The 25,685-nt window shown below is 71.1% G+C and carries 21 protein-coding genes; 11 read left to right on the forward strand and 10 right to left on the reverse strand.

Features of this window, described 5'->3' with window-relative positions:
- Window positions 1-24: 24 nt before the first annotated feature.
- A complete protein-coding gene (locus OHB56_RS26715) occupies window positions 25-363 on the reverse strand; it encodes an LPXTG cell wall anchor domain-containing protein (protein ID WP_326754448.1) in 339 nt (112 codons plus the stop codon).
- Window positions 364-471: 108 nt separating this feature from the next.
- On the opposite strand from OHB56_RS26715, the gene OHB56_RS26720 reads away from it, so the two are divergent.
- The 4 genes from OHB56_RS26720 (at window position 472) to OHB56_RS26735 (ending at window position 4,859) form a co-directional block, all read left to right on the forward strand.
- A complete protein-coding gene (locus tag OHB56_RS26720; protein WP_406356048.1) occupies window positions 472-882 on the forward strand; it encodes a hypothetical protein in 411 nt (136 codons plus the stop codon).
- Window positions 883-1,240: 358 nt separating this feature from the next.
- A complete protein-coding gene (locus OHB56_RS26725; protein ID WP_326754450.1) occupies window positions 1,241-2,497 on the forward strand; it encodes an Ig-like domain-containing protein in 1,257 nt (418 codons plus the stop codon).
- A gap of 163 nt (window positions 2,498-2,660) precedes the next feature.
- Window positions 2,661-4,136, forward strand: coding sequence for an ABC transporter permease (locus OHB56_RS26730; RefSeq protein WP_406356050.1), 1,476 nt, complete (start codon window positions 2,661-2,663; stop codon window positions 4,134-4,136).
- Between the two features lie 39 nt (window positions 4,137-4,175).
- Entirely contained in the window at window positions 4,176-4,859 is a 684-nt protein-coding gene (locus tag OHB56_RS26735) for an ABC transporter ATP-binding protein (protein ID WP_326754452.1), read from the forward strand.
- Window positions 4,860-4,973: 114 nt separating this feature from the next.
- Here OHB56_RS26735 and OHB56_RS26740 read toward each other — a convergent pair whose 3' ends face one another.
- From OHB56_RS26740 to OHB56_RS26760, 5 genes are all read right to left on the reverse strand, one after another.
- A complete protein-coding gene (locus tag OHB56_RS26740) occupies window positions 4,974-7,952 on the reverse strand; it encodes a hypothetical protein (protein WP_406356052.1) in 2,979 nt (992 codons plus the stop codon).
- Window positions 7,949-9,070, reverse strand: a complete 1,122-nt coding sequence (locus OHB56_RS26745; protein ID WP_406356054.1) for an AAA family ATPase — start codon at window positions 9,068-9,070, stop codon at window positions 7,949-7,951. The genes OHB56_RS26740 and OHB56_RS26745 overlap by 4 nt, the downstream gene beginning before the upstream one ends.
- Before the next feature lie 116 nt (window positions 9,071-9,186).
- Complete coding sequence (locus OHB56_RS26750) at window positions 9,187-10,659, reverse strand: vWA domain-containing protein (RefSeq protein WP_406356056.1); 1,473 nt, start codon at window positions 10,657-10,659, stop codon at window positions 9,187-9,189.
- The gene (locus OHB56_RS26755) at window positions 10,656-12,080 is read right to left on the reverse strand and encodes a hypothetical protein (RefSeq protein ID WP_406356058.1); all 1,425 of its coding nucleotides are present in this window, start codon (window positions 12,078-12,080) and stop codon (window positions 10,656-10,658) included. The genes OHB56_RS26750 and OHB56_RS26755 overlap by 4 nt, the downstream gene beginning before the upstream one ends.
- Window positions 12,050-12,553, reverse strand: a complete 504-nt coding sequence (locus OHB56_RS26760; protein WP_381204424.1) for a hypothetical protein — start codon at window positions 12,551-12,553, stop codon at window positions 12,050-12,052. Before OHB56_RS26760 ends, OHB56_RS26755 begins: the two co-directional genes overlap by 31 nt.
- 412 nt (window positions 12,554-12,965) lie before the next feature.
- Here OHB56_RS26760 and OHB56_RS26765 point away from each other — a divergent pair, with 412 nt between their 5' ends.
- Entirely contained in the window at window positions 12,966-16,277 is a 3,312-nt protein-coding gene (locus OHB56_RS26765; RefSeq protein WP_406359222.1) for a S8 family peptidase, read from the forward strand.
- Between the two features lie 80 nt (window positions 16,278-16,357).
- Here OHB56_RS26765 and OHB56_RS26770 read toward each other — a convergent pair whose 3' ends face one another.
- The gene (locus tag OHB56_RS26770; RefSeq protein WP_406356060.1) at window positions 16,358-17,476 is read right to left on the reverse strand and encodes a hypothetical protein; all 1,119 of its coding nucleotides are present in this window, start codon (window positions 17,474-17,476) and stop codon (window positions 16,358-16,360) included.
- 106 nt (window positions 17,477-17,582) lie between these two features.
- On the opposite strand from OHB56_RS26770, the gene OHB56_RS26775 reads away from it, so the two are divergent.
- Entirely contained in the window at window positions 17,583-18,740 is a 1,158-nt protein-coding gene (locus tag OHB56_RS26775; RefSeq protein ID WP_055595141.1) for a cystathionine gamma-synthase, read from the forward strand.
- Between the two features lie 121 nt (window positions 18,741-18,861).
- Here the strand turns inward: OHB56_RS26775 and OHB56_RS26780 are convergent, their stop codons facing one another.
- Window positions 18,862-19,368, reverse strand: coding sequence for a MarR family winged helix-turn-helix transcriptional regulator (locus tag OHB56_RS26780; RefSeq protein ID WP_079034972.1), 507 nt, complete (start codon window positions 19,366-19,368; stop codon window positions 18,862-18,864).
- A 162-nt stretch (window positions 19,369-19,530) separates the two neighbouring features.
- Here OHB56_RS26780 and ilvA point away from each other — a divergent pair, with 162 nt between their 5' ends.
- The 3 genes from ilvA (at window position 19,531) to OHB56_RS26795 (ending at window position 22,823) form a co-directional block, all read left to right on the forward strand.
- Window positions 19,531-20,760 carry a threonine ammonia-lyase gene (gene ilvA / locus OHB56_RS26785; protein WP_406356062.1) on the forward strand — a complete coding sequence of 410 codons (1,230 nt, stop codon included), beginning with the start codon at window positions 19,531-19,533 and terminating at the stop codon, window positions 20,758-20,760.
- Window positions 20,761-20,940: 180 nt separating this feature from the next.
- Window positions 20,941-21,981 (forward strand): ATP-binding cassette domain-containing protein, encoded by a 1,041-nt coding sequence (locus tag OHB56_RS26790; protein WP_406356064.1) that lies wholly within the window; start codon window positions 20,941-20,943, stop codon window positions 21,979-21,981.
- Window positions 21,978-22,823: an ABC transporter permease gene (locus OHB56_RS26795; protein ID WP_055595144.1), complete on the forward strand. Its 846-nt coding sequence runs from the start codon at window positions 21,978-21,980 to the stop codon at window positions 22,821-22,823. Before OHB56_RS26790 ends, OHB56_RS26795 begins: the two co-directional genes overlap by 4 nt.
- A gap of 91 nt (window positions 22,824-22,914) precedes the next feature.
- Here OHB56_RS26795 and greA read toward each other — a convergent pair whose 3' ends face one another.
- Window positions 22,915-23,412 carry a transcription elongation factor GreA gene (greA, locus tag OHB56_RS26800; RefSeq protein WP_326754462.1) on the reverse strand — a complete coding sequence of 166 codons (498 nt, stop codon included), beginning with the start codon at window positions 23,410-23,412 and terminating at the stop codon, window positions 22,915-22,917.
- Window positions 23,413-23,595: 183 nt separating this feature from the next.
- A complete protein-coding gene (locus OHB56_RS26805; RefSeq protein WP_326754463.1) occupies window positions 23,596-23,994 on the reverse strand; it encodes a DUF4307 domain-containing protein in 399 nt (132 codons plus the stop codon).
- A gap of 205 nt (window positions 23,995-24,199) precedes the next feature.
- Here OHB56_RS26805 and mca point away from each other — a divergent pair, with 205 nt between their 5' ends.
- Both mca and OHB56_RS26815 read left to right on the forward strand, forming a co-directional pair.
- Window positions 24,200-25,081, forward strand: a complete 882-nt coding sequence (gene mca / locus OHB56_RS26810; RefSeq protein ID WP_326754464.1) for a mycothiol conjugate amidase Mca — start codon at window positions 24,200-24,202, stop codon at window positions 25,079-25,081.
- Window positions 25,074-25,334, forward strand: a complete 261-nt coding sequence (locus OHB56_RS26815) for a hypothetical protein (protein WP_326754465.1) — start codon at window positions 25,074-25,076, stop codon at window positions 25,332-25,334. The genes mca and OHB56_RS26815 overlap by 8 nt, the downstream gene beginning before the upstream one ends.
- Window positions 25,335-25,685: the final 351 nt, after the last annotated feature.

The raw sequence follows: 25,685 nt of genomic DNA on the forward strand, positions 1-25,685 counted from the left end.
CATCTCAAGGGAACGTCAAGGGAGTTAAAAGTCGAGGCGTTCCCGGCGCACCGAGTAGACGACGAAGCCCGCGCCGAGGGTGAGGCAGGCGGTGCCGCCGACGACGTACGGCGTGCTGTTGAAGCTGCCGGTGTCGGCGAGCCGGACCTCGCCGGCGGTGCCGTCGTACGACGCCGTCGAGACGTTGGCCGAGGTGCTGGATGCCACCCTCGCCTGCTCTGTGACCTGCGGAGACGGGCTTGCCGGAGTGATTCCTTCAGCCGGGGCGTCCGAGGTCGCGTTGGCGGACGGGACGAACCACAGGGCGCACAGGAGGGTGCCTGCGGCGGTGGCGGTCAGCAACGGGCGGAGAGCGGATGACACGGAATATCGATCCCCTTGTGGCGCTGGCGAATTGGCCGTGTGGACTGATGTTAGTGAAAATCGCGGGTCACGGGAAAGTCACGGGAGCCGGAGCCGTACGCTCCGGGCATGAGCACTCCAGAGACATCGCGATTTGTACGGCTTCGGGTGGACCTCGTTCTCGAGGTCGACGACGCGGACGCCGTGACCGGCGCCGCGCTGGCCAGGATCGCGGACGACGGTGACCTGTCCGCGGAGGAACGGGCGCCCGCTCAGGACGCGGTGGCCGCCGACACGGCCGAGGCGCTCGCGTACCTCGTCGACCCGTTCGGTCTGGTCGGTGACGTGCCGGGCGTGGAACTCCAGCAGGCCTCGTGGAGCAGCGAGCGGATCGCCTACGACCCGGACGCGCCCGAGTGGGACCTCGACGAGGAGGGTGACGAGTTCTACGACGGCGGGTTCGACGACGCGTCGGACGGTGCGTCGGACGGTGCGTTGGGCAGTGCGATGGGTGACGTTTCGGGCGAAAGCGGCAGATAGGGCAGTTCGGTCATTACCCCCCTCACCTCTCAAAGGTGACGATATGTGGGATACGGTGCAATCCGCGCAAGTGGGGTGTGGAGAAGATGGGTTGAGTCGGGTGGAGGTGACTGGCCGACCCGGTTTGGGGAAATCGTGACCCTGGGCGGCAACCGCCGCCCGTGCTTTGACGTCTCAGGTGGCGCACGGGCCGAACGACCCCCTGCCCGGCCGCGACGGACGTGGTGAGCCCCACATTCGCGGCCCATGTGGAACGGGACCTACCGGTCGTAGCGTTGAAGTGTCTGACGGGGACTCTCAGCTTCGGGTGCGGGGGCCCGCGGGGTTCGGGGAAGCGGCGACGATGGAGAAGCGTGTGATGACGGAAGGTAAGCGGCGCAGGGGTCTGACGGCTGCGTCCGCTCTGCTCGGCGGAGTGATGGTGCTTTCGGCGTGTTCCGGCGGCGGTGATGACGCCGGCTCCGGTGGGGGCGGAGACAAGGGCGCGTCGCAGGCCCAGGTCGACGAGGCGGCGGCCAAGAAGACCTCCGAGGCCCAGATCAAGATCACGCCGAAGGACGGCTCGAACAACGCCTCCATCAACAACTCCGCCGCGGTCGCCGTGGCCAAGGGCACGCTCACCGAGGTCACGATGACGACCACCGACGGCACCGTCGTCGAGGGCGAGATCGCCGCGGACAAGAAGAGCTGGAAGCCCAGTGTCCAGCTGGAGCGCGCCACCGCCTACAAGCTGACGGCCACCGCCGAGGACTCCAAGGGACGCGCCGCCCACGAGAACGCCTCGTTCACCACGGTCTCCCCGGCCAACAGCTTCATAGGCAACTTCACCCCGGACGACGGCTCGACCGTGGGCGTCGGCATGCCGGTGTCGATCAACTTCGACAAGGCGATCGCCAACAAGGCCGAGGTCCAGAAGGGCATCACCGTCTCCACCAGCAGCGGCCAGGAGGTCGCCTGCCACTGGTTCAACGCCAACCGCATGGACTGCCGTCCCGAGGACTACTGGCAGGAGGACTCCACCGTCACCCTGAAGCTGGCGCTCGACGGGGTCGAGGGCGCCGAGGGCGTCTACGGCGTCCAGCAGAAGACGGTCAACTTCAAGATCGGCCGCAACCAGGTCTCGGTCGTCGACGCCGAGACCAAGCAGATGAAGGTCACGCAGGACGGCAAGACCGTCCGGACGATCCCGATCTCCGCCGGCTCCCCCGAGAACAAGACGTGGGAGGGCCAGATGGTCATCTCCGAGAAGTTCAAGGAGACCCGGATGGACGGCGCGACCGTCGGCTTCACCGACGACGACGGCAAGGGCGAGTACGACATCAAGGACGTGCCGCACGCCATGCGCCTGAGCAACTCCGGCACCTTCCTCCACGGCAACTACTGGGGCGCCAAGTCCATCTTCGGCAGTGCCAACACCAGCCACGGCTGCATCGGCCTGGCCGACACCCAGGGCGCCGACGACCCGAACACGCCGGGCGCCTGGTTCTACGACAACTCGATCGTCGGTGACGTCGTCGTCGTGAAGAACACCGGCGACAAGACCGTCGCCCCGGACAACGGCCTCAACGGCTGGAACATGGACTGGGCCCAGTGGAAGGCGGGCTCGGCGGTCTGACGCCGGCTGCCCGGCACCCGCTGCTCGACCCGCCCGTCCGATGCCGCCGTCCGCCCACAGGGGCGGACGGCGGCATCGTTCGTTCCCGTGGCCCGGCTCTCTTCTCATGCGGCTCTTATCCCGGGCTCAACACTTCATCAGAGGCCGTCCCTAGCTTGCTCCCATGTTCTTCACCTACCTGAGGCGCGAACTGCGCCGCCGCAGAAAAGCGGCCCTCGTCGTCGCCTCCGGCCTCGCGCTCGGCATCGCGCTGGTCATCGTCGTCAGCTCCGTGTCCTCCGGGATGGGCAAGGCACAGGAGAAGGTCCTGCAGTCGCTGTACGGACTGGGCACGGACATGACGGTCACCAAGGCCATGGAGACGTCCGAGGAGGGCGGAGAACGCCCGGCGCGGCCGCGCTTCAGCTTCGACGCCCGGGCCGAGGGCTCCGGCGAGGAGCAGAGCACCGACCACGTCATGGTGCAGGGCTTCCAGAGCCTCGCCGACTCCACCGTGGACAAGGTCGGCCGGCAGAGCGGTGTCGCCGATGCCGTGGGCGGGTTGAGTCTCCAGGTCGTCAAGGTCAGCGGCGAGTTCACCCGCGGCCGGTTCCAGCAGGACGGGCAGGGCGGTCAGGACGGCGGGCAGGGCGGGCCCGGTGGGGCCGGTGGGGCCGAGCCGTCGGAGGGCGGCCGGGTGCAGGGCGGCGGCGCCGACTTCGACGTCAACAGCTACTCCGTCTACGGCACCGACGTCACCGAGCCGAAACTCGGCCCGCTGACCTCCTCCAGGATCACCGACGGCCGCACCTTCAAGGCGAGCGAGACCGGTGCGAAGGTGGCCGTCGTCGACTCCGCCCACGCCAAGGAGAAGGAGCTCGAGACCGGTGACACCGTCACGGTCAAGGGCACCAAGTTCAAGATCATTGGTATCGCCACCGCCGAGAGCGGGGACGCCGCCGCCGACCTCTACCTCCCGCTGGAGCAGGCCCAGACCCTCGCCGACGCCAAGAACAAGGTCACCACGATCTACGTCCGGGCGACGGACTCGCAGCAGATCGACAGCGTCAAGTCCGCGATCCAGAAGAACGTTTCGGGGACGACCGTCACCACCTCCGCCGACCTCGCGGACACCGTCTCCGGCTCGCTGTCCACCGCCTCCTCCCTCGCCACCGGCGTCGGCACATGGCTGTCCGTCGCGGTGCTCGTGACCGCGTTCCTCGTCGCCGGACTCCTCACCTCCTCGGCGGTGTCCCGCCGGGTGCGCGAGTTCGGCACGCTGAAGGCGCTGGGCTGGAAGTCGGGCCGGGTGACCGGACAGGTCGTCGGCGAGGCGGTCGTGCACGGCCTGATGGGCGGTGTCCTCGGCATCGCGCTCGGCCTGGCGGGCGCGTACGCCGTCACCGCGATCAGCCCCACCCTGCAGGCCGAACTCGGCGGCGGTGCGGGCGGTTTTGGCGGTATGGGCGGCCCCGGCGGCGGACCCGGGCGGGAGACGGCCGCCAAGACCCTCGAGGTCGCCCTCACCGCACCGGTCGGTCTCACCACCGTCGCCCTCGCGGTCGGCCTCGCGGTGGCCGGCGGTCTCGTCGCCGGCGCCTTCGGCGGCTGGCGTGCCTCCCGCCTCCGCCCGGCGGACGCGCTGCGCCGCGTCGCGTAGCGCCGCCCCCACCCTCGTACGCAACCCAGGAGTCGACCCATGTACGAACTCAAAGGCGTCACCCGGCGCTACACCCGGGGCAAGCAGACCGTTCACGCCCTCGAGGACATCGACCTGACGATCCCCGACGGCGACCGGCTCGTCATCCAGGGCCCCACCGGCGGCGGCAAGTCCACCCTGCTGCAGATGCTCGGCGGACTCGACCGTCCCAGCTCCGGCGAGATCCTCCTCGACGGCACCGACCTGGCCAAGCTGCCCGAGGCCCGGCTCACCCGGGTGCGCAGCGAGAGCATCGGCTTCGTCTTCCAGTCCTTCAACCTGATCCCGACCCTCACCGCGCAGGAGAACGTCGAGACCGCGCTCGTCCCGCTCGGGGTGAAGACGAAGGAGCGGCGCGAGAAGGCCGCCGAGGCGCTGGCCGCGGTCGGACTCGGCGAGCGGCTCGGACACCTGCCCGCCGAGATGTCCGGCGGGCAGCAGCAGCGGGTGGCCATCGCGCGGGCGCTGGTGAAGGAACCGAAGGTACTGCTCGCCGACGAGCCCACCGGAAACCTCGACGAGTCGATGCGCGACGAGATCATGGAGGTCCTGATCCGGATGTGGAAGGAACTCGGGCTCACCTTCGTCATGGTCACCCACGACTCGGCCCTGGCGAAGCGGGCCCCGCGCGTGGCGATCATCCGCAAGGGCCGCGTCACGGTCGAGGAGAACCCGGGCACCTGACCCGGAATCACCGCGCGGACACATGCGTGCGCGAAAGCATGAAGCGTGAGGCGACGCGCACGACGCGCCCCCGGCCGGAGTGGGACCCGGTGGCCGGGGGCGCGTCGTCGTCGGTCAGGTGCCGGCGAGGAGGGACTCCAACGCCGTCGCCGCACCAGGGTGGCGGGCGGTCAGGGCCGCGCCCGCCGGAGCCGCTGGAGGTCCGTCCTGTGCCCAGCCCTCCGTGCAGCCCAGCAGGTCCGCCACCGCGTCGCAGGTCGCCGGGTGCGCGGTCAGCAGCGCCATGCCCGCCGGGGCGGCCGGTGCCCACCCTTCCGTGCAGCCCAGCAGGTCCGCCAGCGCGTCGAACGCGGCGGGATGCGCCGCTGCCAGCGCGGCGCCCCGGCGGACGTCGGCCGCCTGCCCCGCCGCCTGTGCCGCGCGGCGTACGGGAGCCGGGGCCGGCGCGCGCCACGGCGGCACCCACGCGTCCAGCGCCGCGAGCCGGCTCGGGAAGATCCGCCCGGCCTCGCGGATCAGCAGCGGGGCGAGATCCGCCGCGCCCGCCCGCAGCGTGCCGATCAGCGTCGGGAGCCACGGCAGCAGCACCGCGTCGGGCAGCCGCCCGAACGCGTTCGACACCGCCTCCACGACCACGTCCGCCAGGCCCGGCACCGGCTCCAGCGCGTGCACGAAACCGCTCAGGTAGCGCGGATACGCGGGCACCACCAGCGGGTTGGCCAGCAGCTCGTCGCACCGCGCCCGCAACCGCTCGCGGGAGAGCGTGCCGAGCTGCACCTGCGCCGCCCACAGCAGTGCCGTCTTCGACGGGTCCTCGGGGTGGGACTGCGCGACCGCCAGCTCCAGCTGCGCCCTGTCGCAGCCCAGCGACAGCGCCAGGCTCTCCATGCCGAACAGGAAGCCCAGCATCGCCGCGACCTGACCCGCCGTCGCGTCCTCGTCCGTGAACGCGGTCGGCAGCAGGGTGCAGTAGTGCGCGTAACCGGCCTTGACGAAGGACTCGATCCACGGCGGCAGCACCGGCTCGCTCGTCCGGTAGTACGCGAGCAGCCGGCGCACCCGGCGCAGCACCTGGGGCGCGCCGTCGACACTGCGCTCGGACGACAGGACCGCCAGCGCGCGCGTGCCCAGTTCGTCGGCGAGACGCCGGCCGCCGCCCAGGTACAGCGTCGCGTCCTCGAGGGCCTCCAGGACCGTCGCCGCCGTCGCCTGCGGCGCGTAGGCGGCGCGGCGCAGGCGCTGCTCCAGGACCTGCTCGATGCTGACGCCCTCGTAGCCGAGCTCGATGAGGGCCCGCTGGTGGGTGCCGAGCGCCAGGTCCCAGGACTCCTGGATCGACCGCTCGCCCAGCGCGCGCTCGCCCATGACGGTCCGGGCCGCGCCCTGCGGCAGCAGCCGGCGCAGCATCCACAGCACGTCGGAGCAGTCCCGCAGCTCCGGCCGGGACGCCATGTCCAGCAGGGCCCGCCGCACGCCCCGCTGCTGGAGTTTCAGCCCCAGCGGCTCCAGCCGGTCGTGCACGTCGCGCGCGAGGGGCGGCAGCGAGTCGTAGCCGACCTGGCCGATCCGGTCGCCGCCCATCATGATCTCGACGAGCCGCCGCACGTCCCGCCGCCCCGGCACCGCGTCCTTCTCGATGCAGGTGACCGCCGCGTCCTGGAAGTCGTACGGCGTGGGCTTGGCCCGGTCCCGCATCCCGGCGAGCAGGATCGACGTCTCGAAGACGGCGATCGCGTCGGCGGTGGAGGCGAGATAACCGGCTCGCCGGGCCGCGCTCACGATGTCCACGCACCAGCCGAGCAGTTCGGCCTCGTCCAGCGAGTCCAGGACCGGCGGCCGGCCCAGGAAGCCGGACAGCCTGTCCGCCGCGGCGGGCCGCGCCGCCTGCGCCGCCGGTACGGCGGCCTGCTTCGCCCGGGACTTCTTCGTACCGGCCTGACCCGCCAGCCGGTACGGCCGGACCCGGGTGCGCTTGAGGCTCTTCGCCCACTCGGTCGCCGCGATGGACACCGAGCCGGCGGCGAGACCGAACTGGGCCTCGATCGCCGCGTGACTGGACGGGATGAGCCCGTGCTGCCAGGTGGTGGCCGAGCGCGGCGAGATCTCGTACGCGCCGGAACCGGCCACGCCGAACTCCTCCACCCTGCTGGCCGCGTGGAACGCGCCGCAGACGTACAGGCAGTCCTCGGGATCGGTGCCGGTCGCGGCCAGGTGCTCCCGCATCCGGGTCCACATGTACCGCTCGCGGTCCTCGTCGACCCGCACCCGCGACGGGTCGCCGGGGGCGAGCCGCCGGAACAGGCTGCCGATGAGGAACATGACCTGGCGGTAGGTGTCGTGGTCGCCGTCGCCGAGCGGCAGCTCGACGTACTGGTGCCACCACTCCGACCAGTGCCGCACCTTGCCGTGCCGCAGCAGGTGCTCCTCCAGTTCGGCGAAGCGTGGTCGCAGGTCGCCGATCTCCACGCCGACGGCCTCGCCGTGCAGCGCGGTCTCCGTCGCGTCCTCGTCCGCGGCGGCCTTGTCCCCGTCCGGCCCTTCCCCGGCCGCCTCCGGGGTGCTCCGGCCCCGGCTGTCCCACTGGAAGACGTGGTCGGAGGACCGGTCGACGAGGACCAGCTCGACGTCCGGCGTGTCCAGCGCGTACGCGATCGCCTGGTACTCGGCGGACGCCTCGGTGATCGGCGCGACCACCGACAGCGGCGCCCACTCGGGCGGGAAGCCGTCCACCTCGCTCGCGAACGCCTGGACGGCCACCGGGAGACGGCAGTTGCGCAGCTCGGTGAGGAGCGGCGCCATGTCTTCGCACAGCTCCAGGTACACCACCTTGGGCCGCTTCTCGCGCAGCCGGCGGGCCATCGCGAGGGCGGAGGCGGGCGAGTGGTGGCAGACGGGGAAGATCTCCAGCGGCTCGCGCACCGCGCGGTCCACGTCGTCGACCATGCCGAGGAGGATGCCCTCCAGGGCGTCCGGCCCGCCGGCGAACGCGGCCGCGGCCTCGTGGAGCTGACCGCGGAGCCCCGCGAACGTGTTCTCCCGCGCCGCGCGCGTGCTCTCCCGCACGACGGGCGCGCTCTCGGGCGCGGCGCTCATGACAGCGTCGCGATCGCGTCCCGGCCGCCCTCCAGGAACTCGGGCCACGAGCCGCCCTGCTCCTTGCTGCGCGGTTCGACGACGCCGTGCAGGTACTTGTTGAGGATGGCCAGGTCCTCCGGCTCACGGCGGGCGAGGGAGCCGACGAGCGAGGAGGCGAGGGAACGGGCGGTCAGGGTGCGCTCACCGAAGAAGTTGCTGTGCAGGACCGCGTCCTCCAGCACACCGATCTGCTCGGCCGTCGACAGCGCGGACTCCAGCTTCTCGTCGTCGCTGCCGGCCGCGGCGGCGGAGGCGCGCAGGTCGGCGAAGCTCTGGAGCAGCACGTCGAGCAGGGTCGGCGGCACCTCCAGTTCTATCGAGTGACGGCGCAGCAGCTCCTCGGTGCGGAAGCGGACGATCTCGGCCTCGCTCTTCTTGTTCGTCATGACCGGGATGCGGACGAAGTTGAAGCGGCGCTTCAGCGCGGACGAGAGGTCGTTGACCCCGCGGTCGCGGCTGTTGGCGGTGGCGATGATGGAGAAGCCGGGCTTGGCGAAGACGATGTTGTCGCTGCCTCCGCTCTCCAGCTCCGGTACCGAGATGTACTTCTCGGAGAGGATGGAGATCAGCGCGTCCTGGACGTCGCTGGTGGAACGCGTCAGCTCCTCGAAACGGCCGATCGACCCGGCCTCCATCGCGGTCATGATCGGCGAGGGGATCATCGACTCCCTGGACTGGCCCTTGGCGATGACCATGGACACGTTCCAGGAGTACTTGATGTGGTCCTCGGTGGTGCCGGCCGTGCCCTGCACCACGAGGGTGGAGTTGCGGCTGATCGCGGCGGACAGCAGCTCGGCCAGCCAGCTCTTGCCGGTGCCGGGGTCGCCGATCAGGAGCAGGCCGCGGTCGGAGGCGAGGGTGACGATGGAACGCTCGACGAAGCTCCGGTAGCCGAACCACTTCTGGGAGATCTCCCGGTCCAGGCCGTCGGAGCGCTCGGAGCCGAGAACGAACAGGCGCACCATCTTCGGCGACAGCCGCCAGGAGAACGGCTTGGGGCCGTCGTCGACCGACTCCAGCCAGTCCAGCTCCTCGGCGTACTTGATCTCGGCGGGCGCGCGCAGCAGGTCGGACATCAGGTGAGGGCCTTTCCGTTCAGGGCTCGAGAAAGAGAAGTCGGGAGCGTCTGGGAGAAGTGGAGAGAAGTCCGGGTGAGATCCGGGTGAGATCCGGGTGAGAGGGACCGGACGGATCAGGTGAGGAACGTCTTGAGCTCGTGCACGAGCTTCTTGATGTGACCGGAGACCACCGGCGTGCCGAGGTCCTTGAAGCGCTCCCGGAACCACGGGTTGACGCTGCCGCGCCCGGCGCTGGTCACCGAACCGACCGGGATGAACTTCGCGCCCGAGCGGTGGATGGCGGACATGCTCTCGAACAGCTCGTCGGTACGCCATTCGTAGAAGTCGGAGATCCACACCACGACGGTGTTGCGCGGCTCGGCGATCTTCGGCTGGGCGAGCGCCATGGCCACGGTGCCGTCCGTGCCGCCGCCGAGCTTGGTGCGCAGCAGGGTCTCGAACGGGTCATGCGCCCAGGGCGTGAGGTCCAGCGCCTGGGTGTCGTAGGCGATCAGGTGGACGTCCACCTTCGGCAGCCCGGCGAAAATGGAGGCCAGGATGGTGCAGTTGACCATCGAGTCGACCATGGAGCCCGACTGGTCCACGACGACGATCAGCCGCTGCGGCGTCGTCCTGCGGCTGGTGTGCCGGTAGTAGAGGCGGTCGACGTAGAGCCGCTCCTCCTCCGGACTCCAGTTGGTGAGGTTCTTCCAGATGGTGCGGTCGATGTCGAGGTTGCGGAAGACCCGCTTCGGCGGGACGGACCGGTCGATGTCGCCGACCGTGGCCTTCTCCACCTGGGTGCGCAGGACCGCGGAGACCTCGTCCACGTAACGGCGGATCAGCGACTTGGCGTTCGCCAGGGCCACACCCGAGAGGTTGTTCTTGTCCCGCAGCAGCTGCTCGATCAGGGACATGCTCGGGGTCAGCTGCGAAGCCAGCCGCGGGTCGGCCAGCACCTCGCGCAGCCGCATCCGCTTGACCAGACCCGCCTCGAGGGAGCCGAGTTCCGGGCCGATGGCGGGGATCAGCCGGCTGAGGTCGGGTGTGCGCCCGCCACCGCCGGTACCGGTGGGGCTGACCCCCTGGCCGCCCGCGCCGGCGCGTCCGCCCCGCAGGTCGCCGGGCCGGCAGCCGAGCGCCCGCTCCAGCCAGCCCGCGTCGGCCTGCCAGCGGGCCAGCTGCTCGGCGGTGACGGCGCCGGAGCCGGTGGAGAAGACGTTCAGCAGGACCTTGGAGACGAGGGCCGCGCGCCGCACCTCGGCGGCCCGGTCGCGGGCGTCGTCCTCCTCCGGCTCGGGGGCCATCAGCCCGTCGAACTCGGCGGCCAGCTCCGGATGCCGCTGCACCACGGAGTCGACGGAGGCGCCCGGGTCGAGCAGCGCGGACGGCAGCCCGATGTCCTCGACCACGGCCAGGCTCGCCGACTCCAGCGAGGCCTGCTCCTCGGGGTCGAACAGCCGGGCCAGCAGCCGCCAGTAGAGCACCTGGCGCCGGTTGTCGTTCGGGTCGGGTACAGCGGGCGCGGCGGGTGCGGCCGACTCCGCGGACGCGGAGGGCTGCGCCGGACCGGGCACGGTGGCCGGCGCGATGGTGGGGTCGGTCATTTCCGCAACAGCCTTCCGGCTCGTTCGCGGAGCGCGTCGACGGCGCCGGTGGCGGCCTTCTCCGCGCGGACGCCGGCCTTGTCGGTGGTGCCTCCGGCCCACGCCCCGGCGTGCACCGCGACGGCCTTCTTCCGCACGGTCTTCTCCACGGCCAGCGGCTGGACGTGGAACTCCCCGGCGTCCCACCGGAGCAGCGCGATGCACGCGCCGGACACGGCGACGGCCTCGGCGGTGAGCGGTCCGGCGGCCGGTATCCGGTCGGTGTCGACGGCCAGGCGGTGCCCGGCGATCCGGAACGCGACCCCGTCGTCGTCCTGCTCCGCCTCGTACCCCTCCAGCAGGACGGGGACGGAGATCCGGGCCGGGTGCCGGTCCAGCGGCGCGGTCGCCGCCGCGGCGGCGGTGGGCAGGGCCACGCGCGCGGTGGCGAGGGAGTCGGCCGGCTCGCCCATGCGGGCGTGCGCGTCGTCCCAGCCCAGGTCGCCCTCGGCGGTGACGGGCATCGCGTCGAGGTCCATCGCGCGGCCCTCGCTCACCGCGGTCAGCAGGGACAGGTGGGGGCGCAGCAGCTGCCACAGGCCCGCCCCGACGACGGTGTCGGGCTTCGGGACGGACGCGGCGGCCCGTACCAGCCGGGACGCGCCGCCGTCGGCGGGCTCGAACACCGCGTGGACCTGGGCCTGTACGGCGGTCGCGTGCTCCTGCACGTCGATCCCGAGCGGCAGCAGACGACCGGTGGCCGTGTCCGCCGCGGGGGCGCCGGTCGCACCCGGCAGCGTCAGGAGCAGAGCGCGCGACCACAGGTCCGCCCACCGGCGTACCGGGATCCGCTCCAGGGTGGCCCCCGGGCAGGACGCGGCGAGTTCGGCGGCGAACCCGTCCAGCAGCGTGGCCTGCCGGCGCAGCGCCGGGTCGGGCAGCATCGCCGTGACGACGGGCGCGGCGCCGCCGACCAGCTCGTGGTCGATGCCCTGCCAGCCGGCGCGCGCGAGGTCGCTCAGCCAACTGCGGGCGGCGGCGAGGAGGTTCGCGGCGTGGTCCGCGCCACCGGCCCCGCCCGGGGCGGCCTCCTCGGCGACGGGCCGGCCGACGGCCTCCGTCACGCGGGCGGTCAGCGCGTCGTGCACCGAGCCGAGCAGGGCGGCTCGGGCGGCGGCGAGCGCGACGAAGTGGTCCTCGCCCGCGGCCCCGGCCACCGTCTTGTCGGCCGCCTCGGCGACGCGCGCGGCGAGCGGGGTTCCGGCGACGGCGTCGGCCAGTTCCACCACACCGGCGGCCTGGTCGGGCTGCGGCCGGAGCAGACCGGCGACGAGCGCCGCGTCGAAGGCGTCCACGGCCGCGAGGGCCTCGTCGAGACCGTCGACGGGGTCGAACAGCAGATCGGCACGCATCAGGCCACCGCCCTCGTCGTCGGGAACCACTGCATCTCGGGCAGCGGCGCGGTGCTCGGCGCGAGCTCCAGGTACGCCAGGTGCCGCAGGAACCGGCTGAACACGGGCGCCGCGGCCGAGGTGTCGCCCTGCGCGGGCCGTGTGCGCGTCATGGCGGTGGTGACGGAGTCCGCGTCGAGCTCGCCGTCCGCCACCTCGGCCTTCAGGTACCGGGCCACGCGCTCGGCGCCGTACTGCAGCACGGCCTCGTCGACCAGCGCCCGGATGTGGTTGCAGAACCACCCGCGCGCGCCGCCGCAGGGGCGGTTGTTGTTGGTGCTGCACGCGAACGCGTAGGTCCCGGCGGCGACGGACGACACGTACACGCGCCCGATGTCCGACCCGCTGGAGACCACCCCCTGCAGCCGGCCGTCCGCCAGCTCGACGAACGGCACCTTGGACAGCTTCCGCGGCCTCGCGGGCGGCACCACCCGCGCCGTGCTCGACTTCTCCCAGACGGACAACGCACCATCTCCCCTGCATGCGAAAGCAGATGTCCACGCCACCTCGGCGCAACACGATCGAAGCTATCCCCGACCACTGACATCGAGAGTGGTGCGCAGGTCCCGGGAGGCGGGGCTCGGGGTTCGGGCCCCGGCAGCCGGACGCGGATCCCACGCGCCCGTCCGCGCGCCCCCAATTCGTCGATCCCGTAACGGAAGCCCGGCGGTGGTGTCACAGATTCCCGTCGACTTGGGGTTCTCCCCAGCAGCCCCTTGAGGCGCTTGAACACGGCTCGGCATACTGCATCACCCGGGGGGTGCGCACATGCGTACGAGACCACCCCCGGCCGGGTGATGGGGAATCAGCCCGGCACATCAGCTAGGGGGAACCTTGCGCAGACAAGTGAAGAGAGCGCGCGCGACGGGCGCGGCCATGGTCGCCACGGCAGCCGCCGTGGCGCTCGTGGCGGGCATGACCGGCCCGGCGTCGGCGAACGGGGAACGGACGGCCGCGGACACCGCAGCAGGTACCGCCGCACAGACGTCGTCCTCGCTGAAGGCCAAGCACCGCATCACCCTCATCACCGGCGACCGGGTCGCCGTGGACGCCAAGGGCCGCGTCGTCGGCCTGGAGCGGGCCAAGGGCCGGGAGCACATACCCGTCCAGATCCGCAGGTCCGGCGGCCACACCCACGTACTGCCGGCGGACGCCGCCCGGCTGATCGCGAGCGGCCGGCTCGACCGGCGGCTCTTCGACATCACCGAACTCGGCAAGGACTCCACCCGACGCTCCCAGCAGCGCGGTCTGAAGGTCATCGTCGGGTACCAGGGCCGCGCCGCCGCCGCGAAGTCCGACGTCCGCGACGCGGGCACGCTCCGCCGGACCCTCGGCACCCTGAACGCGGACGCCGTGCAGACCCCGCACGAGGACACGCCCGACCTGTGGAAGGCGGTCACCGACGGCGACCGGACCGCGTCCGGCATCGCCCACGTCTGGCTCGACGGCGTCCGCAAGGCCGCCCTGGACAAGTCCGTCGCGCAGATCGGCACCCCCAAGGCGTGGGCCGCCGGCTACGACGGCAAGGGCGTGAAGATCGCCGTCCTGGACACCGGTGTCGACGCGACCCACCCGGACCTGAAGGGCCAGGTGACCGCGTCCAAGAACTTCACCACCGCGCCGAACACCGGCGACAAGGTCGGCCACGGCACCCACGTCGCCTCCATCGCGGCCGGTACCGGCGCCAAGGGAGGCGGTAAGTACAAGGGTGTCGCCCCCGGTGCCAAGATCCTCAACGGCAAGGTCCTCGACGACTCCGGCTTCGGTGACGACTCCGGCATCCTCGCCGGCATGGAGTGGGCGGCCGCGCAGGGCGCCGACGTCGTCAACATGAGCCTGGGCGGCGGAGACACGGCGGAGATCGACCCGCTGGAAGCGGCGGTCAACAAGCTCTCCACGGACAAGGGCATCCTGTTCGCCATCGCCGCGGGCAACTCCGGCCCCAAGTCGATCGGTTCGCCCGGCAGCGCCGATGCCGCCCTCACCGTGGGCGCCGTCGACGACAAGGACAAGCTCGCCGACTTCTCCTCCACCGGCCCCCGCACCGGCGACGGCGCCGTCAAGCCGGACGTCACCGCGCCCGGCGTCGACATCACGGCCGCCTCGGCGAAGGGCAACGAGATCGCCAAGGAGGTCGGCGAGAAGCCGGCCGGCTACATGTCCATCTCGGGCACGTCGATGGCGACCCCCCATGTCGCGGGCGCGGCCGCGCTCCTGAAGCAGCAGCACCCCGACTGGACCTACACGGAGCTGAAGGGCGCGCTCACCGGCTCCACCAAGGGCGGCGCGTACACGCCGTTCGAGCAGGGCTCCGGGCGGGTCCAGGTCGACAAGGCCATCCAGCAGACGGTGATCGCCGACCCGGTCTCGGTGAGCTTCGGCGTCCAGCAGTGGCCGCACACCGACGACAAGCCGGTCACCAAGCCGCTGACCTACCGCAACCTCGGTACCAAGGACGTCACCCTGAAGCTGACGTCCACCGCCACCAACCCCAAGGGCAAGGCGGCCCCGGCCGGCTTCTTCACCCTGGGCGCCACTACGGTGACGGTCCCCGCGGGCGGCACGGCCTCCGTCGACTTCACCGTCAACACCAAGCTCGGCGGCACCACCGACGGCGCGTACTCGGCGTACGTGGTCGCGACCGGCGGCGGCCAGAGCGTCCGCACGGCCGCGGGCGTGGAGCGGGAGGCCGAGTCCTACGACGTGACGCTCAAGGTCCTCGGCCGCAACGGCAAGGCGACCGCCGACTACATGGCCGGCCTGAACGGCACCTCCGGCGCGGCCACCGACGAGTGGTACATGCCCTACGACCCCGACGGCACCGTCACCGTCCGCGTACCCAAGGGCGACTACGTCCTGGACGCCGCGGTGTTCGCCGGCTCCGACCCGCAGAAGTTCGACGGCGCCGACTGGCTCTCCCAGCCGAAGCTGAGCGTCACCAAGAAGACCACGGTCACGCTGGACGCCCGTAAGGCCAAGCCGGTGAAGATCACCGTGCCGGACAAGGCGGCCAAGCCGGAGCTCGCCTCGGCCGACTACACCGTGGAGACGAAGAACGGCCTCTACGGCTTCGGCTGGTGGCTGGAGTCGTACGACAACTTCCGTTCCGCCCACCTCGGCCCGCAGATCACCGACGGCTCGCTGAGCCAGCAGTGGGACGCCCACTGGAGCAAGGGCACCAAGGCGCAGTACGACACCGTCGCCGGCGGCAAGGTCAAGAAGCTCGCCACCGGCTACACCCGCGCCTACAAGGCGTCCGAACTGGCCACGGTGCAGGTCGGCCTGGGCGCCGCGGCGAGCGGCAAGAAGGGCGCGCTCAGCGCCATCGGCTGGCTGCCGGACAGCTACTCCGCCTCCTCGGTCGGCATCCCGCAGACCCTGCCCGGCACCCGCACCCTGTACCTGTCCACCACGGGCGGGGTGAAGTGGGGCCTCGACTTCGAGCAGCAGAGCGGCGTCGACGCCGAAGGCTGGCCGATCATCGACTCCGGCTACACCTTCGGTGGCGCCTTCACCTTCAAGGCCGGCAAGAAGTACTCCAAGACCGTGAACACGGCCGTCTTCGGGCCGCGACTCACCTCGGACTACGGCCTTTTCCGCGAGGGCAACGACATCTACGGGTTCCTCCCGCTGTTCGCCGACGGCAAGGGCAACCCCGGCTCCTCGAAGTTCACCTCGGTCACCACCAGCCTGTACCGCAACGGCACCAAGGTCGGCTCCCACGACGACCCGCTGTTCGGCGAGGAGGCGTTCAAGGTGCCCTCCGCCGACGCCTCCTACCGGCTGACGACCTCGGTCAAGCGCAGTTCCAAGGTCGCCGCCGCGTCCACCCGCATCGACGCGAGCTGGACCTTCCGCTCCAAGAAGGTCTCCGGCATGAAGCAGCTGCCCGCCTCCTCGGCCCGCTTCCAGGCGGTCACCGGGCTGGACAGCAAGGTCACGGCGGGCAAGAAGGTCACCTTCCCGGTCACCGTCGAGGGCGCGGCCAAGGGCAAGAACCTCAAGTCGCTGACGGTGTGGGTCTCCTACGACGCCGGGAAGACCTGGAAGAAGACCACCGTCACGAAGGGCAAGATCACCGTCAAGAACCCCGCGAAGAAGAAGGCGATCTCCTTCCGCGCCAAGATCACCGACAAGAAGGGCAACACGTCGACGATCTCGATCCACAACGCCTACTACGGCAAGTGAGCCGGCCGGCCCACTGCTGAGCAGGGGCGGGGGCCCGCCGGAAGCCATGGCTTCCGGCGGGCCCCCGCGCGTGCCGCCCCTCAGTGCGGCAGCGTCGCCGGGCTGCCGCCGTTGGCCTCGTAGCCCGCGACCGCCAGCGCCCGGTAGACCGCGAACTCCGCGGCGGGGTCGGGGGACAGGGTCCAGGGGAGCGCGCCGACGTGGCCGTCGATGTGCGTCAGCTGGGTCATGGCCTCCGCCCAGCGCTCACCGCGGACCAGGAAGAAGACCAGTAGATGCCGGACGTGGGCGGCCATCGGGTCGTCGGGACGGGTCGCGTGCACCGCGTGCAGCGCGCCGTGGACCGCCCTCGTCACCACCTGGCTCTGGTAGAAACCACTGACCAGGTTGACCTCCGGCAGATGCTCGAACACCGCGAACAGCGGCATCGCGGCCAGCAGAGACCCCTGCGGTGCCCGCGCCGCCGCGGCCTCCGCGAAGGAGTACGCCAGCTCCCGCGAGCCGTGCCACTTCTCGCACCAGTAGTGCAGGGCGGCCAGATGCGCACCCATGTGGGCCGGCGCGCGGTCCAGGATCTTCAGCCAGACCTGCTCGAAGTCCTTCCGCTCGTAGGCCAGCCCGCGGGCCACCGAGAGCTCCACGATGTACGGGACGGGGTCACCGGGGGCCAGCAGCGCCGCCTCGCCGCACGCCGCCTTCGCCTCCTCCATGATGATCCGGAACTCATCCGTCCCGGGCGTCGCCGTACGCCATGCCTGCTGCACCAGGAACTCGGCGTGCACCGCCGCGCCCCCCGCGTCCTTGGGCGCCTCCGCCCGCCACACCCGCAGCCACTGCCCGCCCGGCGACGCACCGGCCGCGCCGGGCCGCGCGGCGAGCTCCAGCGAGGCGGCGCCCGCGAAGGCCTGCACCCGCTGCCAGCGCAGCTCGCTCGTCGCGTCGGTGCCGGCCAGCAGCTGCTGTGCCCCGCGGTAGTCCTGGGTGCGCTGCACCAGATCCAGGACGTCCACCAGGTCCTGGTCGGGGCCGGGCATGCGGACGTCCAGCTCCTCCTCGAGGGCGAAGCCGTAGCCGGCCGGGTCCGCCGCGTCGGGATGGCCGGCCGGTACCTGCGTGATCCCGCCGCGCCCGCGCCTCAGGAACGGCAGCACCACGAAGCCGATCATGACCACCCCGAGCAGGACCAAGAGAATCTCCATGTCTCCAGCGAACCAGATCGCGTCCGTACTTGGCCAACGTGGTGCCGGGCCCGTGGACGACTCGGCTGCCGTCATCGGGAGCGTGGGCGGACTACCCTCGGTGCACATGAGCGACACGCACATCAGCCAGCACTTCGAGACGCTCGCGATTCACGCGGGCAACACGGCCGACCCCCTCACCGGCGCGGTCGTGCCGCCGATCTACCAGGTGTCCACGTACAAGCAGGACGGCGTCGGAGGCCTCCGCGGCGGCTACGAGTACAGCCGCAGCGCCAACCCGACCAGGACCGCGCTGGAGGAGAACCTCGCGGCCCTGGAGGGCGGCCGCCGCGGCCTCGCGTTCGCGTCCGGGCTGGCGGCCGAGGACTGCCTGCTGCGTACGCTGCTTGCCCCCGGCGACCACGTGGTGATCCCGAACGACGCGTACGGCGGCACGTTCCGCCTGTTCGCCAAGGTCGTCGCCCGCTGGGGCGTGGAGTGGTCGGTGGCCGACACCAGCGACCCGGCCGCCGTGCGGGCCGCCCTCACCCCGAAGACCAAGGCGGTGTGGGTGGAGACCCCCTCCAACCCGCTGCTCGGCATCACCGACATCGCCGCCGTCGCCCAGATCGCCCGGGACGCGGGCGCCCGCCTCGTCGTCGACAACACCTTCGCCACCCCGTACCTCCAGCAGCCGCTCGCGCTCGGCGCGGACGTCGTCGTGCACTCCCTGACCAAGTACATGGGCGGCCACTCGGACGTCGTCGGCGGTGCCCTGGTCACGGGCGACGCGGAGCTCGGCGAGGAACTGGCCTACCACCAGAACGCGATGGGCGCGGTCGCCGGGCCGTTCGACTCCTGGCTGGTGCTGCGCGGCGCCAAGACGCTCTCCGTGCGCATGGACCGGCACAGCGAGAACGCCACCAAGGTCGCCGACATGCTCAGCCGTCACGCGCGCGTGACGAGCGTCCTCTACCCGGGGCTGCCCGAACACCCCGGCCACGAGGTCGCCGCCAAGCAGATGCGGTCCTTCGGCGGCATGATCTCCTTCCGCGTGGAGGGCGGCGAGGAAGCGGCCGTCGAGGTCTGCAACCGGGCCAAGGTCTTCACGCTCGGCGAGTCCCTGGGCGGCGTCGAGTCGCTGATCGAGCACCCCGGACGCATGACGCACGCGTCCGTCGTGGGCTCCGCCCTCGAGGTCCCCGCCGACCTGGTCCGCCTCTCCGTCGGCATCGAGAACATCGACGACCTGCTCGAGGACCTCCAGCAGGCGCTCGCCCGTTAAGGACAGCCCCCCCGGGGGGCCGTCGAAGCCCGTATATACGGGGTGGAGCCGTACCCGACGGCGGCTCCGCCCCGGCGGGCCGTGCACGGCCCGGTTCAAGAGGCGGCGTACACGGCTCGGCTCAGGAGGCGGTCTCCTCCTCCTGCCCCGGTACGTCCGGTGCCGACATCCGCGCGGACAGGGCGCCGTTGAAGCGCGTGAGGAGCGCGCAGAACGCCTCGCGCTCCTCCTGCTCCCAGTCCTGTGTCAGTTCGGCCATCAACTGACGCCGTGAGGAACGGACTTCCTCCAGGCGTGAGTGCCCGCGCGGAGACAGCTGGAGCACCACCGCCCGGCCGTCCTCGGGGTGCGAGGTGCGTTTCACCAGACCGGTGTCGACCAGCGGGGCCACCTGACGGGTGACCGTCGACGAATCGATGCCCATGCTCGCGGCGAGCGCCTTGACCCCCATCGGGCCTTCGTTGTCGAGGCGGTTGAGCAGCAGATAGGCGGCGCGGTCCATGAAGTTGCGCACCTGGCCGACGCCGCCGAGCCGGGTCTGTTCGGCGCGGCGGGCGAACAGCGCCACCTCGTGCTGCAGCGTGTCGAGGAGGCCGGTGTCACCGACGGTCGTCGCGTCCATCGACATGTCAGGTGTTGTGGGCATGGCCGGAGGCTCACTTCGTGAAGGGCTGCTAATTGGGGGACAGGGTACGCGGCTGGGAGGCGGCTCGTACCGGCGCTGCGCAAAGCCGGGTCCGCCCGCCGGTCACCGCGCACGCCCCCGGCCGTGAACTGCGATGCTGGAGTCATGGGCCACGGAACGGCTGACTCCTTGCGCACCGTCACCCTCGACGATGTGCGCGGTGCCCGGAAGATGCTCCAGGGTGTCGCGCGGGTGACCGCGCTGGAGAGCAGCAGGCACCTGTCCCGCACGGTGGGCACCCCGGTGCACCTGAAGTGCGAGAACCTCCAGCGCACGGGTTCGTTCAAGCTGCGCGGCGCGTACGTCCGGATCGCCGGGCTGCTGCCGGAGCAGCGCGCCGCCGGTGTCGTCGCCGCGAGCGCCGGAAACCACGCGCAGGGCGTCGCGCTCGCCTCCTCGCTGCTCGGGGTGGGCTCGACGGTGTTCATGCCGAAGGGCGCCCCGCTGCCGAAGATCAGTGCCACCCGGGAGTACGGCGCCGAGGTGCGCCTGCACGGTCAGGTGGTCGACGAGGCGCTGGTCGCCGCGGAGGAGTACGCGGCCGGGACGGGCGCCGTGCTCATCCATCCCTTCGACCACCCCGACATCGTCGCGGGGCAGGGCACCGTGGGCCTGGAGATCCTGGAGCAGTGCCCGGAGGTGCGCACGGTCGTCGTCGGTGTCGGCGGCGGCGGGCTGATCGCCGGGATCGCGGTCGCGGTGAAGGCGCTGCGGCCGGACGTGCGGATCATCGGGGTGCAGGCGGAGGGGGCGGCCGCGTATCCGCCCTCGCTGGCGGCCGGGTACCCGGTGTCGGTGCGCGACCCGGCGACGATGGCCGACGGCATCAAGGTGGGGCGGCCCGGCGACGTGCCCTTCGGGATCGTCGGCGAGCTGGTGGACGAGGTCCGCACCGTCACCGAGGGCGAGCTGTCGGCCGCGCTGCTGCTGTGCCTGGAGCGGGCCAAGCTGGTCGTGGAGCCGGCCGGGGCGAGCCCGGTCGCGGCGCTGCTGAGCCGCCCCGACTCCTTCGAGGGGCCGGTCGTCGCGGTGCTGTCCGGCGGCAACGTCGACCCGGTGCTGATGGAGCGGGTGCTGCGGCACGGGATGGCGGCGCAGGGCCGCTACCTGGCCGTACGGCTGCGTCTGACGGACCGGCCGGGCGCCCTCGCGGCGCTTCTCGGGGCATTGTCAGTGGCCGACGCTAATGTCCTCGACGTGAGCCATGTACGGACCGACCCCCGGCTCGGGCTCACGGAGGTGGAGGTCGAAGTGCACCTCGAGACGAAGGGCCCGGAGCACCGCGCCGAGGTCAACCGGATCCTGCACGACGCGGGCTACACGATCATCGACTGACCCCGCGGTCCCCCTTCGTCACCCGTTCGTGTTCAACGCATTGAGGGACGCGATACATCGCGTTATGGTGTGTGTCGCGTATCTCCCCCGTGCGCCAGGGGGCGCTCGAGCGCGACAGGGCGAGACACGGCACACATTCCTGGATTTTCCAGAAGAATCCCCGATGACGTGGAGACTCATATGCCAGGCGCCATCTACGCCGAAGGCCTGGTGAAGACCTTCGGCGACGTAAAGGCACTGGACGGCGTCGACCTCGATGTTCCCGAGGGCACCGTCCTGGGCCTGCTCGGGCCGAACGGCGCGGGCAAGACCACCTCCGTCCGCTGTCTGACCACCCTGCTGCGGCCCGACAGCGGAAAGGCGGTGGTCGCCGGTATCGACGTGCTCAAGCAGCCTGACGCCGTGCGCCGCTCCATCGGCCTGTCCGGCCAGTTCGCGGCGGTCGACGAGTACCTGACCGGCCGCGAGAACCTGCAGATGGTCGGGCAGCTCTACCAGATGAGGGCCAAGGCGGCGAAGGCGCGCGCGGACGAACTGCTGGAGCAGTTCCACCTCGCGGACGCCGCCGACCGCACCGCGAAGACCTACTCCGGCGGCATGCGCCGACGGCTCGACCTCGCGGCGGCCCTCGTCGTCTCACCGCCCGTGATGTTCATGGACGAGCCGACCACCGGCCTCGACCCGCGCAACCGCCAACAGTTGTGGGACGTGATCAAGCAACTCGTCTCCGGCGGTACGACGCTGCTGCTGACCACCCAGTACCTGGAGGAGGCCGACCACCTCGCGCACGACATCGCGGTGGTCGACCACGGCCGGGTCATCGCCCAGGGCACCTCCGACCAGCTCAAGGCCCGCACCGGCGGAGAGCGCGTCGAGGTCGTGGTGCACGAGCGGGAGCACATCCAGGCCGCCTCCGCCCTCCTGGACAGGTTCAGCCTGCGCGGCCCGGACCAGGGCGGCACCAAGGTCGAGGAGCACATGCGCAAGATCACCACGCCGGTCTCCGGCGGCGCGAAGCTCCTGGCCGAGATCATCCGCGAACTCGACGTCCGCGGCATCGAGATCGACGACATCGGTCTGCGCCGCCCGACCCTCGACGACGTCTTCCTCTCCCTCACCGGTCATGCCGCGGAGGCCGAGGGGGAGGACGGCGAGCAGCCCGGCGCCGGACAGAGCGGCACAGGACAGGGACGCCCCCACAGGAAGGAGGCCGCCACGTGAGCGCCGTCACCGACGCCGTCCGGATCGCGGCACCCGGCAACCCCATCGGCCAGTCGATCAGGGACTCCCTGATCGTCGCCAAGCGCAACCTGATCCGGATGGCCCGGATCCCCGAAGTGGTCATCTTCGGGATCGTCCAGCCGATCATGTTCGTGGTGCTGTTCTCCTACGTGTTCGGCGGGTCCATGAACATCGGGGGCACCACGAGCCCGCAGGTCTACCGCGAGTTCCTGATGGCCGGCATCTTCGCCCAGACCGTCACCTTCGCCACCGCCGGAGCCGGTGCGGGCATCGCCGAGGACATGCACAAGGGCCTCATCGACCGCTTCCGCTCCCTGCCCATGGCCCGCGGCGCGGTGCTCACCGGCCGCACCCTCGCCGACCTGGTGCAGACGGCGCTCACCCTGCTGGTGCTCGCCGTGGTCGCCCTGCTGGTCGGCTGGCGCACCCACACCAGCGCCGGCGAGGTGCTCGCCGCCTTCGGGCTGCTGCTGCTCACCGGATACGCGTTCACCTGGATCGGTGCGGTCATCGGCCTGTCGGTCCGCACCCCGGAGGCGGCCACCTCCGGCGGTCTGGTGTGGCTCTTCCCGGTGACCTTCGTGTCGAACGCGTTCGTGGACACCGACCAGATGACCCCCTGGCTGCGGCACATCGCGGAGTGGAACCCGTTCAGCGCCACCGTCCAGGCCTGCAGGGAGCTCTTCGGCAACCCCGGAGTCTCCACCTCGGACGCCTGGCCCATGCAGCACCCGGTGTGGGCCTCGCTGATCTGGTCGGTCCTGATCATCCTCGTCTTCAGGACGCTCGCCGTACGCAAGTACCGTTCGGCGACGGTGTGACGAAGCCCCTGGCAGCCTCCCTCGGGGAGGCTGCCAGGGGCTCGGCCGTGACTGAATCGCGGCTGCGGAATCGCAGGGGAGCAGGCTGGAGTCAGCCCTTGTACGGCTCGGCCTTGAGGATCTTCACCGAGGCCTTCTTGCCGTTCGGCAGCTCGTATTCCGCTTCTTCGCCGACCTTGTGGCCGTTCACTCCGGTCCCCAGGGGGGACTGCGGCGAGTACGTCTCGATGGCCGAACTCGCGTATTCGCGCGAGGCGAGGAGGAAGGTCAGTGTGTCGTCCTCGTCGCCGTCGAAGGCGATCGTGACGACCATGCCGGGCCCCACCGTTCCGTCGGCCGCCAGCGCCTCACCGACCTTGGCGTTCTCGAGGAGCTGGGTGAGCTGCCGCACGCGGAGCTCCTGCTTGCCCTGCTCCTCCTTGGCCGCGTGGTACCCGCCGTTCTCCCGCAGGTCGCCCTCCTCGCGTGCGGCGGCGATCTTCGCGGAGATCTCCGTGCGCGCGGGACCAGTAAGGTACTCAAGCTCGACCTTGAGCTTGTTGTACGCCTCCTGGGTCAGCCAGGTGACGTTCTCGCTGGTCTGGGTCACTGGTGCTCCTCGTAGGTACGTGGGAATACAAAGCAACGCCCTCCCTGAAGGATGTTCCTCCACGGATGGGCGAAACCACGAGCCTAACAATTCGGCGAGGAAAGGGGGAGGACATAAGCCACCAGAGTTATGTTTCCGCAGGTCGGCGGGGGTGTGATTCCCGCGGGACCGGTCGGTTCGGGCTCAGTCGGCGTGGCACCCGATGAGTTCGGCCGAGGCGCCCGGAGAGGTCGTGCGGAGCGTGACGACCTTGTCGACGCGGGTGTCCTCGCCGCCGAAGCGGAAGTCGGCGCGGCCCACCTCGGCGCCGTCCGCGGCCTGGGACCGCACCGTGCAGTAGCCCTCGACCCCGGCGTCCTTGTGGACCTCCAGGCGCACCTTCACCGCGGTCTTCGAGGTGTCGAAACCGATCAGCTCGCCGCTGATCTCGTTCTTGACGACGTAGTGGTAGCCGAACCAGCCGAACAGGGCGAGCATGACCACGGCCAGGACCGCACCGACGATCTTGAGAGTGCGGTCCGCGCGTTCGTCCGAAGAGCGGCCGTAACGGCCCTCGGGCGGTCGCGTGCTCACCGTACTCATGATCGTCTCCTCGGCAGGAACGGGGCGCGTGCCCCCGGGGAGGCCCGGAACGGGGCTCCCGGAATTATTCATCCCCGGCTTCGGTCACTATAGAAGCCTTCCGTCCACCGCCCGCCCGCCACCCCACCGCGACGTCCCACGGGACGGACGCCGGCGGAAGCGCGTGCCGGGTGCGCGGGGCGCCTACCGACTTGAGGAATGAGTCTTGACTGACCAGTTGCGACTGATGGCTGTGCACGCCCACCCCGACGACGAGTCGAGCAAGGGCGCGGCCACCATGGCGAAGTACGTGTCCGAAGGGGTGGACGTGCTGGTCGTGACCTGCACGGGCGGGGAGCGCGGCTCCATCCTCAACCCCAAACTGCAGGGTGATCCGTACATCGAGGAGAACATCCACGAGGTGCGCAGGAAGGAGATGGACGAGGCCCGGGAGATCCTCGGGGTGAAGCAGGAATGGCTCGGCTTCGTCGACTCCGGTCTGCCCGAGGGCGACCCGCTGCCCCCGTTGCCTGAGGGCTGCTTCGCCCTGGAGGACGTGGGCAAGGCGGCCGGGGAGCTGGTGCGGAAGATCCGCGCGTTCCGCCCTCAGGTGATCACCACCTACGACGAGAACGGCGGCTACCCGCACCCCGACCACATCATGACCCACAAGATCACGATGGTGGCGTTCGAGGGCGCGGCGGACACCGGGATGTACCCGGAGGACGAGTTCGGCCCGGCCTTCCAGCCGCTGAAGCTCTATTACAACCAGGGTTTCAACCGCCCCCGCACCGAGACGCTGCACCAGGCGCTGCTGGACCGCGGCCTGGAGTCGCCCTACGGGGACTGGCTCAAGCGCTGGGCGGAGTCCGGGCACAAGGAGCGCACGCTCACCACGCACGTTCCGTGTGCGGACTTCTTCGAGATCCGTGACAAGGCCCTGATCGCGCACGCCACCCAGATCGACCCCGACGGGGGCTGGTTCCGGATCCCGATGGAGATCCAGAAGGAGGTCTGGCCCACCGAGGAGTACGAGCTGGCGAAGTCCCTCGTGGATACCTCCCTCCCCGAGGACGACCTCTTCGCGGGCATCCGCGACAATGCCTGACATGAGCGCAAGCGCACACCTGGCAATGAGCCACCTGGTCACCCTCGCCGAGTTCGACGAGGACAAGGTCACCCCCGGTGTCCTCGGCTTCATCGTGTTCGCGGTGATGGCTCTGGCGGTCTGGGGTCTGATGAAGTCGATGAACCGGCACATGAACCGGGTGGACTTCGCCGAGCCCGGGTCCGGGGCGGCGGAATCCGAGAACGCCGGGCGGCCGGCCGCGGACGCGGCGGGGAAGAAGAAGCAGGACTGATCCGCGCAGCCTTCCGACGGCCCCGGAAGGCTGCGCGGCAGCATGCCACGCGGCAGCATGCTGCGGGGCGGTACACCGCGGGGTGGCCCGCGTCACGGGATGATCCGCGTCACAGCGGCGCCCGCCCGCCCGCCCGGTCGGGCTGCTCGCGTCGCCGCGCCGCCGGCCGACGCGGGCCCACACCAGGGTCCTGGCGGCCTGCTCCGGGTGACCGGTCCAGGACGTCCCCCGCCGCCGGCCCGCGCCCTTGCCGGTGAACAACGGTCGGCAGCAGCCGCCGGCAGCAGCCGCCCGGAGCAGTCACCAGCGGTTTCGGGGGCGCCGGTCGCGCATACCGGCCACGCGGTCCTG

The organism is Streptomyces sp. NBC_01635 (genome assembly GCF_045209715.1).
Lineage (GTDB): Bacteria > Actinomycetota > Actinomycetes > Streptomycetales > Streptomycetaceae > Streptomyces > Streptomyces hirsutus.